7 protein-coding genes are annotated in these 13,397 nt (G+C 65.4%); all 7 read left to right on the top strand.

The genetic code is table 11. The features are described 5' to 3' along the window. The first annotated feature begins 513 nt into the window (after window positions 1-513). The 7 genes from ACWD10_RS03715 (at window position 514) to ACWD10_RS03685 (ending at window position 13,061) form a co-directional block, all read left to right on the top strand. Window positions 514-1,398: a restriction endonuclease subunit S gene (locus ACWD10_RS03715; RefSeq protein WP_451086604.1), complete on the top strand. Its 885-nt coding sequence runs from the start codon at window positions 514-516 to the stop codon at window positions 1,396-1,398. A 92-nt stretch (window positions 1,399-1,490) separates the two neighbouring features. After that, window positions 1,491-2,996, top strand: coding sequence for an N-6 DNA methylase (locus ACWD10_RS03710; protein WP_451087191.1), 1,506 nt, complete (start codon window positions 1,491-1,493; stop codon window positions 2,994-2,996). An 81-nt stretch (window positions 2,997-3,077) separates the two neighbouring features. Continuing rightward, window positions 3,078-3,728, top strand: a complete 651-nt coding sequence (locus ACWD10_RS03705) for a hypothetical protein (protein ID WP_451086602.1) — start codon at window positions 3,078-3,080, stop codon at window positions 3,726-3,728. Between the two features lie 188 nt (window positions 3,729-3,916). Further along, window positions 3,917-5,461, top strand: a complete 1,545-nt coding sequence (locus tag ACWD10_RS03700; RefSeq protein WP_451086600.1) for a CBS domain-containing protein — start codon at window positions 3,917-3,919, stop codon at window positions 5,459-5,461. 329 nt (window positions 5,462-5,790) lie between these two features. Continuing rightward, complete coding sequence (locus ACWD10_RS03695; RefSeq protein ID WP_451086598.1) at window positions 5,791-6,957, top strand: pPIWI_RE_Y domain-containing protein; 1,167 nt, start codon at window positions 5,791-5,793, stop codon at window positions 6,955-6,957. Further along, a complete protein-coding gene (locus ACWD10_RS03690) occupies window positions 6,947-10,309 on the top strand; it encodes a pPIWI_RE_Z domain-containing protein (RefSeq protein ID WP_451086597.1) in 3,363 nt (1,120 codons plus the stop codon). Before ACWD10_RS03695 ends, ACWD10_RS03690 begins: the two co-directional genes overlap by 11 nt. Continuing rightward, window positions 10,296-13,061, top strand: a complete 2,766-nt coding sequence (locus ACWD10_RS03685; RefSeq protein ID WP_451086595.1) for an RNaseH domain-containing protein — start codon at window positions 10,296-10,298, stop codon at window positions 13,059-13,061. The genes ACWD10_RS03690 and ACWD10_RS03685 overlap by 14 nt, the downstream gene beginning before the upstream one ends. Window positions 13,062-13,397 lie beyond the last annotated feature (336 nt).

Raw genomic sequence — 13,397 nt, 5'->3', positions numbered from 1 at the left:
CTTCCGTCCGGGTGGGCCTGGGCGCCCCTAGGTTCCCTGGGAACGGAGTGCCGTGAACCGGTGCATCCACAGCCAGGGAAGGAGTATGAGCTGTGGAGTGTCCCATCCTTCCGCTCAGGAACTCCCGAGCAATTGGATGGATCGGAAATTGGAAGCTCCAAGCTTGCTACACAGCCCGGAGATGTCCTCATCTGCAAGATCAATCCCCGCATTAACCGCGTCTGGATGACTGCAGTAACTTCAGGGGCACACCAGAAAATCGCCTCACCGGAATGGATGGTGTTTCGCGTAGCGGAGTCGGTTCGAGACTGTTTGGCTCCCTACCTTCGCCTGTACCTTTCCTCTCCATGTTTCCGAACATGGATCACGGGTGCCGTTTCCGGCGCTACAGGAAGTCACACGAGGGCGAAGGCGAAGAGCATTCTGGAACAGGAAGTTCCGATCCCTCCACTAGAGGAACAGCGACGCATCGTCGAGGCCATCGAGGGTCACCTCTCTCGCCTTAATACGGCTGTGCGCACACTGAAAACGGCGCGCAAGAAGATCGGAGCCCTGCGCAAGTCGGTCTTGTTGACACTTGTTCCTGAGCAGGCTCCAGCCCAGTGGGAAGTGACAACGGTCGGCGACGCCGGCATCGTCGAGTTGGGCAGGCAACGTCACCCGGACTGGCATCACGGTCCCGAGATGCACCCGTACCTGCGCGTAGCCAATGTCTTCGAGGACAGAATCGACACGTCGGACGTGATGGAGATGGACTTCTCCGGCGTGTACGAGAAGTACAGGCTGCAGCCCGGAGACGTCTTGCTCAACGAGGGCCAAAGCCCCCATCTTGTCGGACGCCCTGCGCTGTACCGCGGAACTCCCCCCAACGTCGCATACACGAACAGCCTCCTCCGGTTCCGGGCAGGCCGGGATGTGATGCCGGAGTGGGCGCTCATGGTGTTCCGGCGTCATTTGCACGCTCGCCGGTTCATGCGCGAAGTGCGGATTACCACGAACATCGCGCATCTGTCATCCAAGCGACTGAAGGCTGTGGAGTTTCCGATCCCTCCTCTTGAGGAGCAGAAACGCTTGGTCCAACGATGCGACGAGCTCTTGGGGAATGCAGAGGCGATGGATCGTTCGCTGGCGCAGAGTCTTTCTCGCGCCGAGCATTTGAGGGCTTCCATGCTGAGTAGAGCTTTCGCTGGCCGTCTCGTCTCCCAGGACCAAGTCGATGAACCCGCCTCCACGCTCCTCGACCACATCCGCGCCGAACGCGCGGCCCAGCCCAAACCCAAGCGCGCACGCCGCCCTCGCAAAGCAACCACCCCCAATACCTCCGAAGTCCCTCCGCCACCCCCCGCGACCTCAACCCTCATCCCCCGCCAGGCCGTTCAGCAGGAGTTCGAGCTGTGAGCAGCAGTACCGCCACCGAAGCCACCCCCGAGCCCGACTCCAAGAAGGCGACGTCCGCCCAGGCCGCGCAGACCAACACTCTCGTCGCCAAGCTGTGGAACTACTGCAATGTCCTGCGTGACAACGGCCTGTCGACCATCGACTACGTCGAGCAGCTCTCGTACCTGCTCTTCTTGAAGATGGCCGACGAGATTGCGAGCGATCCCTTCTCCGAGGAAGAGGCTCGCCCGGCCGTCCCCGCTGATTACGACTGGCAGTCCCTGGTCACCAAGAAGGGTGCTGAGCTCGAGGCCCACTACCGCGAGATCCTGACCGAGCTGGCGAAAAAGCCGGGCACCACCCTCGGCACGGTCTTCGCGAAGGCGCAGAACCGCATCACCGAGCCAGCGCTGCTGGAGAAGCTGGTCGTCAACCTGATCGGTCAGCAGGACTGGACGGTGGACGGGGCCGACCTTAAGGGCGACGCGTACGAGGGCCTGTTGGCCAAGGGCGCCGAGGACACCAAGACCGGTGCCGGCCAGTACTTCACGCCGCGCCCGCTCATCGACGCGATGGTCGACGTGATGCAGCCGACGCCGTCCGATACCATCACCGACCCGGCCTGCGGCACCGGCGGCTTCCTCATCGCCGCGCACAGCTACATCCGCGAGCACAACCAGCGCATCCCACGCGAGCAGCGGCTCGCGCTCAGCTCCGGGAAGATCTGGGGCAACGAGCTGGTCACCGGGACTGCGCGCATGGCCGCGATGAACATGCTGCTGCACGGCATCGGCGACGCCGACGGGCCCACCCTGATCACTGAGGGGGACGCGCTCGCCGACCCGCCCTCCCGTCGCGCCTCACTTGTCTTGGCCAACCCGCCGTTCGGCAAGAAGTCCGCGATCACGGTGATCGGTTCCGACAACAAGGCCGAGAAGCAGGACATCTCCTACGACCGCTCCGACTTCCGCGCCACGACCACCAACAAGCAGCTCAACTTCCTGCAGCACATCATGTCGCTGATGGAGATGAACGGCCGTGCGGCCGTGGTCCTGCCGGACAACGTACTGTTCGAGGGAGGAGCGGGGGAGAAGATCCGCCGCCGTCTCCTCGACGATTTCGACCTGCACACCATCCTGCGTCTGCCCACCGGCATCTTCTATGCCGGCGGGGTCAAGGCCAACGTGCTGTTCTTCGAGAAGAAGCCCCCACGCTCCGGCGGCGAGCCGAACACCTCGAAGACCTGGGTCTACGACTTCCGTACCGGCAAGCACTTCACGCTGAAGCAGCGCCCGCTGCGCCGCGCGGACTTGGACGACTTCGCCACGGCGTATATGCCGGGCGAGGACCGCGCCAAGCGCACGGAGACCGAGGACGGTCGTTTCAAGTCATTCACGTACGAGGAACTCATCGCCCGCGACAAGGTGAACCTCGACATCACGTGGATGAAGGACCCGGCCCTCGACGACGCGGACAGCCTGCTGCCGCCCGAGGTGATCGCCCAGGAGATCGTCGACGACCTGCAGACGGCGCTGAGCGAGTTCGCGGCGATCGCCGAAGCCCTCGGCGGCGAGGTCCCTGCTGACGCCGACGAAATCCAGCCAGCCGGAACCGAGTAATCCGGCAGGGAGTTGCCGTACCCCCGTCTTGTCACGAATCTTGGTGTCCAGCATCACTAGTTCGGCAAGACGGGGGTACCGGTGGCGATTCCGCAGCCGCAGACACGCGAGTTCCAGCAGTTCCAGACCAACCTGAAGTACGCACGGAAGATGGTCGTGGCCGGCCAAGGACTGTCCACCTTCCGCCCCCAGGGCGTCGACGTCGACGACTTCTATCGCGCCGCCTGGGTCCAGGCCGTCGCCGCGATCGACCACTGGTTCCACGAGGTACTCTTCCGCCGCGTCGCCGAACTCACCGCCGAAGACAGCCCCGGCATGCCGCACCAGCTGACCCGATTCGAGTTGCCACTGTCCAAGGTCGAAGAGGTACAGCGTGGCTCCCTCACGCTCGCCGACGCCGTCACCGAGCACGTGACGGCGAAATGGGGCAACGCCTCGCTGCAGAACCCCCGCAAGATCAGCGAAGCGTTGAAGCTGGTAACCGAAGAGGACATCTGGGCCAAGGCCGCGGTCCAGCTCAACACCTGGAACCACGGCCGGACCTCGTTCACCGCTCAGACCCTCAAGAAGCAGTACGTCTCCATCACCGAGCGTCGCAACAAGATCGCTCATTCCTCGGACCTCGTCGAGGTCGGCTCGAAGCAACGCAACCCGATCAGCGATGCGGACGTCAACGACACCATCGACTGGATCGAACGCATCGCCCTCGCGATCGCCACCGTCGTTGGCTGAGCTCGGCCACCCCGCCCGCAGGAGTAAGGACACTGTGATCCTCAACCCGAGTGGTCACGCATACGGCCGGAGCCTCGTTTTCGAGACCGAACAGCAAACATATTTCCGCATACAGCGCCGTACGCTGTAGCGGTGAGCAACGTCGGCCGACAAGGCGGCTGGCGGCGAGGAACGGGGCGGGAGCGAGCATGGTCAGGGCCTGGATAGTACGAGGCGGCCGGGACGGCGAATTCGAAGACCACGCCCTGACCGACGGACTGTCGATCGTCGGGTGGGATCGCATCGGGGACCTCCAAGGCAATGAGTCACCCGATGAGCTCGGTGATTTGCTCACCAAGTCCTATCCCGATGAGTCGGCAGGCACCATTGCCCGGTGGAAGCACCAGCTGCGGCGATTCCTCACCATGGCGACCGGAGATCTCGTTGTCATGCCGCGCAAAGACCGTCCCGTAGTAGCCATCGGCCGCCTGACCGGCGACTACGAGGCCCGAAGCAACAGCGTCCCGGCCTTCCGCCATGTGCGCGCTGTCACATGGCTGCGCACCAACGTGGAACGAGCCGCGATCAAGGGTGACCTCCGCGACAGTATGGGGGCATACTCCACCGTCAGCGAACTCAGCCGCCGCGACGCAGCCCACCGTGTCCAAGTCCTGGCGGATACCGGGACCGACCCCGGTTATGACGGCGCCATAGAACCGCCGGCCAATGTGACAGCTCTGGAAAGCGATGTCGAAGCAGAAGGCATACGCCAACTGACTGCCCGCGATCTTATCGGTCTATGGGGATACCGACGCCGAGGTTCGGCGTCAGAGCAAGTTGATCAGGAGCTGGCGCACCTCGGGCTGCGCGTGGAGCCGCACTTCGACGAGGTCCCTCTGGACGGTCTGGTCACCGTGTCTCCGGTGGACACCACACAGTACGACGAGCAACCCGCTGGCGCTGACGGCGCGGTGCACGAGCCGAGCGGCTCGGGCTCTCGGACCGCTGAGCGTGGTGCCAACACCGACTTGAGCTGGCGTATCGGCAGCCTCCTGAGCGTGCGTGAAGTGGTGACCGTGGAAGTCGACGCACCACTCGGCCGGGCAATCGCCCGTATGGTGGAAGGCGGGTTCTCTCAACTTCCGGTGGTCAATCACAACAAGGTGTTGCATGGCGTCATCACCTGGGAGAGCATTGCTCAGGCTCAACTACGTGGGCACGAGGGGAAAGTCTCCGATGCATTGGATGCTCATCCCCGTACCGCGCGACGGCACGAGGAACTCTTCGCGCGTATCGGTGACATCCAGGACCATGACTTCTTGATCATCGTGGATGAAGAGAACATCGTCTTCGGTATTCTCACAGCGGCAGACTTGGCTGGTCAGCTCCAGCAGCGGGTGGAGCCCTTCACGCTTCTTGAGGAAGTGGAGCGTCGGCTGCGCCGCACGACCAGCCACCTCAGATCGGAGGACCTTCCCGGGCAAGCTCAGAGGAAGCGACAACGGGGAGAGAACTTCACGCTGGGTAATTACAAGTTCATCGTTGAAGACGAGACCTGCTGGGAGAAACTCAGCTGGCCCTACGAGAAAGAGGACATGGTCGGGCGCCTGGAAGCCGTGGCGAACTACCGAAACGCACTTGCCCATTGGGACCTAGACGGACCGGATGTGGATTCCGAGTCCTTGGCATCTACGAAGCGTCTCCTCAAACTTCTCAAAGTCATCGACCGCGACTCGATTGCGGCGATGCGTTAGCCAAGTCGATCGCCAGCGGCGAGAACTGAAAATTCGGCTCGCGGTCACGCTCTGCCCGGCCGCAGCATCCAGGCGACAAGGCGTACTTGGCGAGCTGCTTCCGTCTCGCCGATTCCGTTGGCCCTGGCGAATTCGAAGTGGGACAGCTGCCCGTCCGAATGGCTCATTGCCAGCACCACGGGTGCCCAGATCACCCCGGGCGATGGCCCACGCACCGCCCCTTGCGCAGCGTAAAGTTGCCGAAACCTCGTGCCCCTGCTGAGTGAATATGCGAAGCAGAATCGCTCCTGCATTCGCATGACTTGTGTCATCGCTCTTAGCGTGCCGCCGTGTCAATTTTGGAGACGCTTCCTGGATATTCGGGGCGTGGGAGCCCCGAGCGCGAATCCGAGGTGCTGCTGAGTCTGGTTGCCTCCGGGCTGGTGCGCCTCGGCAGCTGGAGAGGGGAGGTGGACCGACGACGTCCCTATAACGACCAACTGCAACTTGGCTTGGACCGGCTGACGGTGGCCTGTGCCCGCGACGGGCTGCCTGCACCGGTCGGCATCGCGGATCTGGTGTGGGAGTGGTGCGCCCAGCGCCCTCTGCGTGACTGGCCACTGGTGTTCGATCCGGATGCACAGGCCGACGGTGAACTGCTGCTGATCGATGGTGAACCGAGCGAGTTCTGCCGCGAATGGGTGCGGGCCACCCAGGACGTGGTGGCCGACGTGCACGAGAGCGCGTTGGTCGGTCAAGTCAAGGACGTCGCCAAGGCATTGGGGCGTCCTGAGTTGTATGCGCATTGGCGCATGGTCGTCACGGAGCGATCGGTGCTCTCTGCCGCGGAGATGCTGGCGCAGAAGAACCGGTTCCTGGACGCTCCTCCGTGGGCGACGTGGCTGGACGAGTCGTACGAGCCGATTCCATCCGAGGGGACGATTGAAGGACGGATCGCCGTTTGTCGCGGCTGCGGGCAGTGGATGGCTCCGCAGCACGATCGAGCGTGGACGTGTCTGAGCTGGCGGTGTGCGCGCCGCCGCTTCGTGAGCGCGCCGGAGTTGAGGCTCGCGGAGGGGGCGTGGCGGCTCCGCAGCGAGTTGGTGACCTTCGTCGCCCTGCCTGGGCGGCCTGAGGTGCAGCTGGCGGAGGCATTGGCTGCCCGGGGAGCGCGCGTCGTCGTGTATCCGATGCTCGACGCGCTGGACGCCGTGGCCACGTGGCCGTCCGGGTTCTCGATCGGCGTGGACGTCAAGGACTGGCGCGTCCCCTACCTCCTCGCCCGTCGGATCAAGAAGTTCCCCTGCTGGACTGGTGATCACCCTTACGCGTACAGCAAGGGCTTTATCGCCGTGCCTTCGGACCGGACAGGCGGCAAGCGCAGCTACCTGCAGATTCTGTACAAGCACAGCGCGGCCTTGCAGGAGCAACCGCATGTCCGGGCTCTCACCATCGACGAGTTGATCGAGCAGTGCCCTGATCTCGGGGTTCCAGGGGAGGTGACCTGTGGCCCGTGATCGTTCGGCCTGGCGACGCCGGGTGCTGAAGCTCTTGCGGAAGCCCGCGCAAGAAGCAGGCGTGGGAGAGTCGGCTTTGCGCCGTGCAGTCATGGTGGAGTTCGGGCTGTACGCATTGTCGGCCTGGGAGCCGGAAGCTGCCGCCATCGATGGGTGGGCAATCCTGAAGGGCTTTGATTTCCGGCCACACGGGAGCCGTAAGCCGGAGGTCAACGACTCTGTCCGGTGGCTGATTGGTGAGCTCAAGAAGGATCAGGACTGGTTCGAAGCGCTCGCTGCGTACGAGGAGTTCCCTGAGCACCTCCGTCTGTTCGCGATCAAGGCCCCGGAGGTGCCACCGGTACGGCGTGAGCTGTCCACGGCGCGGGAGCGGGTGGAGGTCTATGCCGAAGCGCTCTCCGGTCCACCGCCGCACCGGCGGGAACCGACACGGCTGGCGGAGGCGGGCAAGCCGTACGTCTTCACGGTGGGAGGTGTCCGCCATCGGGTGCGGCTGCCTCACTGGCTCATCCCGTCACCCATCGCCGGGCATGCGTCCGGCCGCTGCCGTCGACGTGTGCGGGTCAATTGGTCCTCCCTGCTGGCGACCGCGAAACGGATGGATGCTGCGGATTCCAGGGAGGGCCGGTACTGCGACTGGTACGGGCGTATCCACGATCTGGAGCTGCACCTGCGTGGTGCGCGGGGCCTGTGCAAGGCACGTCGGCTGACCATCGAGGACTTGGTGCAGCTGGTGGGGATGCCGGCCGTCGGCAAGACGTCCTTGCTGACGGTGCTCGCCGTGTGGGCGGCCCAGCACAAGTACACGTTGACGCTCGTGCTCGGCGACGTACTCGCGGTGCTGAACATGGTCGCCGATCTGAACAGGTACCAGCCCGGTGCGGCCGCACCGATCCTGGGTGCCTCGACGCGCGGTCAGCATCTGCGGCAGCTGCATCGTCCGCCGGATCCCACCACGGTGGGCGCGGAACTACTGCGGGACGACCGCCTGGCCTGGGTATCCACGGCTTGCACTCTGCAAGGCTCTCTGCCCGACCTGGGCAAGCCGTTCGCCCTTAGTGACGCTCCGTGCGACGGCAGATTGGAAGAGGTGGCGGAAGACTCGGCCTCGGCGGACGAGAAGCGAGCCGAACGTCAGGTGCGCGCCTGCCCGCTGTTCTACAAGTGCGGACGGCACGCGGCGGCACGGGCCCTGGTAGATGCTCCCATCTGGGTGGCCACCGCTCCGAGCCTGCTGCACTGCCGGGTTCCAGGCCAGCTGACCGAGGAATCCAAGCGGTACCTGGAGCTTGCGTGGGAACGGAGCGACGCCATCGCGTTCGACGAGGCGGATCGGGTGCAGATCCAATTGGACCAGGCGTTCAGCCCGACTCAGACGCTGGCGGGGCCGGGCAAGGACGCCTACCTGGATGAGGTGAGGCCGCTGTTCGAGCAGCACAACCGCTCTACGCATGGCCGCCATCTGGCCTCCAGCTCCACCGTCCGGGACTGGTCCATCGCCATCAGTGCCGCGAGCATGCTGGTGGCACGTCTTCGCGCGCTTCTCGCTGAGCATCACCACGTACGGGATTGGCTGCGCGAGGAGTACTTCAACGAGTGGCGGCTCGGCGCCCAGCTCGCCGCGGAGATCTCCAGGCGCCCGAGCCCCAGTGAGAAGGACAAGAGCAAAGAGCAAGAGTCCGCCGACGACCGTGGAGAGGCGACGAAGCGGCGCTGGCGGATCGATAGAGACCTGTATGACCGCTGGTGGGCAGTGCTGCGTGAATGGCTCACCGACCCGGGCGGCCGCTACGACGGAGACGACGCGCGGGTGGCGTCCCTGCGCGCGATCTCCGCCCGCGGCTACGACGACACCACGCGGGTGACGCAGCAGTTGATCGACTGGCTCCAGGGCATGCCCGACGTGATCGTCAGCAGTGGCGAGCCTCGTCGGCGCCTCGCGATCCGCTTCCAGGTCGCCATGACGGTCGCGCTGCTCGCCAAACACCTGGAGCATCTAACGCGGTACTGCTGGGAGGTAGAGAGCGAGACCGGCGCGGAGGGGATGTCTTCCAGTCTGGTGCACCGGCCGCCGCCGGAGTATTTGCCGCTTGTTCCAGAAAGCCCCATGGGCAACCTCCTCGGCTTCCAGTACCGGGAGGACGAGACCGCACCCACTGACCGGATCGGCACGCTCAGCTTCTTCCGCTGCTCCGGAATCGGGCGGTCGCTGCTGCTCAACCTGCCTCGTCTCTTTCCCAACCGCGGCGACGTCCCACAACCGGGGCCGGGCGTCCTGCTCCTGTCAGCGACCAGCTGGGCGGGGGAATCGCCGCGTTACGACGTACAGGCGCCGGTGACCGGCATCCTCACCTCGCGGAGGGCCGAAGAGGTACCGGTCGAGGAGCGCATCAGTTGCTTCTACCTGCCGTCGCGCACAACCACACCGTCCGGCAAACCCTATGACCGGACCGTCTCCGGCAAGCAGGGAGACGAACGGACCGAAGCCCTGTGTGACATTGTCGCCGATCTGTGCAGCGCCAAGTCGAGCCCTCGGGGTGCGCGGCCCAGCACCCTCGAAAGCATCCGCGACGACCTCGAACCGGGCCGCAGGCGTCTGATGCTGCTCGTCGGCAACTATCAAGAGGCCAAACTCGTACACCACAAACTCATCGAGCTGCGTCCCGAATGGGCCGGCCAGATCGTGCACATGGTGCCCGACGACAGCCGGGGCACCCATCACTGGGAGGCCGGAGCGCTGGCCCGCAGCAGGATTTCCACGCTCGCCCGTCACCGCGACGTCTGGATCATGATTACCCCCATGCTCGCCATCGAGCGCGGGCACAACATCCTCAATGACGACCATGTGGCTGCTCTGGGCGCCGCCCTCTACCTCGTCCGCCCGCACCTGCACCCCGAAGACCTCAGCTATCACATCGAGTCCATGAACCGGTGGGGAGTCGAGGAGATCCGCACCGGCTTCCCTTCCGCCGGGCTTCCTGACGCTCCCCTCGGCGAGCGGGCCATGATGTTCCAGCGCATCGCCCACCGTCGCTGGACCGACCGCCTCGCGGAGTCTCTGCGCTACGCCCACACCGAGCCGGACTCGCAAGAGCGGCGCGCCATGGACTGGACGAACATCCCGCCGCTCAACCAAATCGCCGGACGCATGCTCCGCGGTGCGGCGCGGGCCCGGATCTACTTCTGCGACGGCGCCTTCGCCCCGCACAGCGACGACAGCATCCTTCTCGGCATGTACCGCGCCCTGAGGGAGGCGATGACGGGCCCGGACGCCGAGATCGCCCGGCCCCTCTACACCCCTCTGATGCACGGCCTGCGCAACCTTCTGGAGAAGCACCGTGGCGACCTATAACCGCCTTCAGCCAACGACCCTGGTCCTGCGTACTGACCGCGAGGAGCCGCTGGGCGCCTACCACACCTTCGAGTTCCCGCAGTCTCTCGCCCGCGACCTGCGCCCGATCTTCAACCGCAGCAAGGACCGCAACACCAGCGAGGGAGGAGAGGAGGCCGAAGGCTGGAACAGGCTGCCCCTGTGGGCCCTCAACCACGGCACCGCTGCACTCCTGCCTCAGGCGCTCGTCACCGACGGTACGGGCCTGCCGGGCCGGGTCTGGCTCGCGTGGAACCATCAGGACGGCACCCCCGAGCCCGACAAGAAGCTGCTCGTCGAGCTTGTCCGCAGCGGCCTGATGGTCGCGGCAACCCAGCGCAATGACAGGGCCCGTCGCCGCGGCCGCCCCGAACCGATCGACCTGGCCGGGCTCGCGGCGGTTCTCCAAGATCTCAAGGCCACGGACCTGCGCAGCGAACTACGCGAACTGCGCATCCGGCCAGACGAGCCGCTGCAACGCGAGCACTACCAGATCCTCCCGAACCTCATCACCACCCGCCTGGTCAGCGACAACTGGCACGTGGAACACGCCGGGTGGAAGCAAGCACGCGACGGCGGACCACGCGAACCGCATATCTACGGGGTCTCGCACTGGCGACGCGTCGCCACCGCCGAGGGCTCCGAAATGGTCTCCTGGCCACCACACGTGTACTCCAGCAGCAACAACACCGAATACCTCTGGTCGTACACCCTCAAATTCACCACCCAGAACCACGCCCTCGACCCCGCGGAGGACACCCTCGTCCACGTCCGCCTCGGCACCCGACGATGGGCCCGCAACAGCGTCTGGGATGGCAAACGCGCCATCAGCACCATCCTGTTCACCCCCTCCCCCTGGGCCAACACCACCAGCCCGTTCGCCCGAGCCAGCATGAGCTGGCAACCCGGCCCCAAGGGCAAGAAGGAAGGCAAAATGGTGTGGGACGACGTCCTCGCCCTCACCCTGGCCCGCTTCACCTCAAAAAAGTTCCTCCCCAGCGCCCCCGAACTGGCCGCGAACCCACAACAGTTCCTCCAACCGGATGACGGCCCTCCCTTGGCCGGGGTCCTCTTCCGGGACGGGCTCGGCGACTACTGTCACCACTCCGTCGGCACCGGAGCATCGGCTCGCGACCGATGGCAGGTCTTCCGGCAACTGCACCCGGCCCTCAAGGACATCGCCGTCCCCGAACAACCACTGCGTCGCCTCCCGGTCCCGGTACGCGACAGGCCGTCGGCCACTGATCTGCTCCGCCTCGACCAAGAGGCACTCGTCCAGGTCACCGGCCCTCGCATTGCGATCGACGTCCTGTGCGACACCACCGTCATGCGCGATCTGCTCCTTGAAATCCTGTACAAGGCGTTCGGCCTTCCTGCCCCTGGCCCGCATCCCGTCCACCGCGAGGCGGGCCCGCACGAGCGCGTCCTGCGCTGCGACGGCCTGGACGTCGTGATCCGCACCCAGCCCGTGGCCGAGCTCGCCGACACCCTCAGCGTCGACAGCGCGATCAAGAACCGCAAGGACCGGGCCCGCAAGGCGGCCGCACCCCGCCGCGCACTCGCCACCGCACGCCTTCACGCTCCCAAACTGTCTGACGTACCGCGCTTCGCCTTGATCGAAATGGCGAACGCCAATGCCTACGAGAGCAGCGAGCATGACCCTAAGGAGTCGGTGAAGGCGGCAGCAGCATCCCTCGGCGTTCTGGTCCAGAACATCACCCCGCCCAAGTCGGCCGGTGAACTCCCCGGCGCCGAGACCGCCGCCACCCGGACCCAGCGTGCGTCCAAGGCGGTCATGGACCTGCTCGCACGCCAGACCGGTCTCCTCGCCCACCCCGCCAAACCCGGTCTCAAAGACAGCCCCCTCAACGAAGTGACCACGGTGGGCCTGTGGGTCGTGCGCCGCAACAAGGAACACGGTGCCCTGTTGCCCCTCGCGGTGTCCCACGCGCCCGATGAGCCCTTCGCCCGTATCCGCATGCCGCACACCGGAGCCTGGCTGCCTTTCCACCAAGGGCTCCTCACCCTCGCCGACTTCGACATTGAGCGCCGACTTCAGGATGAAGACGTCAGAGGCTTCTTCAGCCGAGTGGTCGACGAGATCTGCGACGGCTCCGACGTCGCTCTCCTCACCCTCGCGCAGAACCTGCGCACCACCTGCCCCGGTATCGCCAACGGGCCTCTCAAGCCGGACACCCTGGCCCTCGACCCCAAACGACCCATCGCCCTGGAGGACCGCAAGGGCCTGCGGCACATCCGCCTGCGCACCAATGTCCGGGACGAGACCAGTCAGCACTTCAGCTACGCCGGCGACTCGGGCTCAGGGGACGTCGGAGTCGGCTCCCATTTCTGGGTGCATCCCACCCGTCCACGGCACTTCTTCAGCACCGCCAAGAAGCCAGCAGCCGCAGGCAACGGGTCCCCCAAGGGCTCACGCATCGAGGCCCACTGGGGCTGCACCGGGAAGGACGAGAACAAGAACAAGCAGTACGGCATGAAGCACGACACGCTGCAGGACGTCTGGAATCCACAGCTCCTGGAGCTCCTGGTGGCCTGCCACGCTCCCGGTGACGACCCCGCAGCGTGGGCCGCACTCATCCATCAGCAACGCTATGAGGCGTCGCACTTCTCGGACCCTCTGGCCCTGCCCACCGTCCTTCATCTCGCCCACAGCGTCGGCAAGCACATCCTCCCCGACTACCTCCTTGAGCCCATCACCGAGCCCGACGACTAGAACCATGACACGCCCAGCACGACGTGCTACGGCCCCCAGTGCCGCCCACCGCCAGTGGGCGGCACTCAACCCACGCCAACAGCACTACCTCACCGTCTTCTTCGCACTCGACCAAGCAGCGGAACAAGAACAGCGGCAGCGCTGGCACCAACAGCACACACGCGAACCTGCTGGGACGTGGCGCTGGATCCCGTACGCCACCCGGCACCCGCAAGCTCCCGCCACGCCCTGCCAACAACACCTCGACGATCACGGCCTACGCGACTCCGGCGCGGGTGCCACTCTCGCCGCCCTGGTCCGACGAGGCCTCATCCTCACCCGCGAAACCTATCTCGA

The organism is Streptomyces sp. NPDC002851, from assembly GCF_053591935.1.
The sequence above is the reverse complement of the archived record's forward strand: the minus strand, read 5'-3'. Positions and strand labels throughout refer to the sequence as shown.

What these genes read in the sequence shown, in the direction of transcription:
- ACWD10_RS03700 (WP_451086600.1), top strand. Translation starts at nt 3,917, where the DNA reads ATGGTCAGGGCCTGGATAGTACGAGGCGGCCGGGACGGCGAATTCGAA.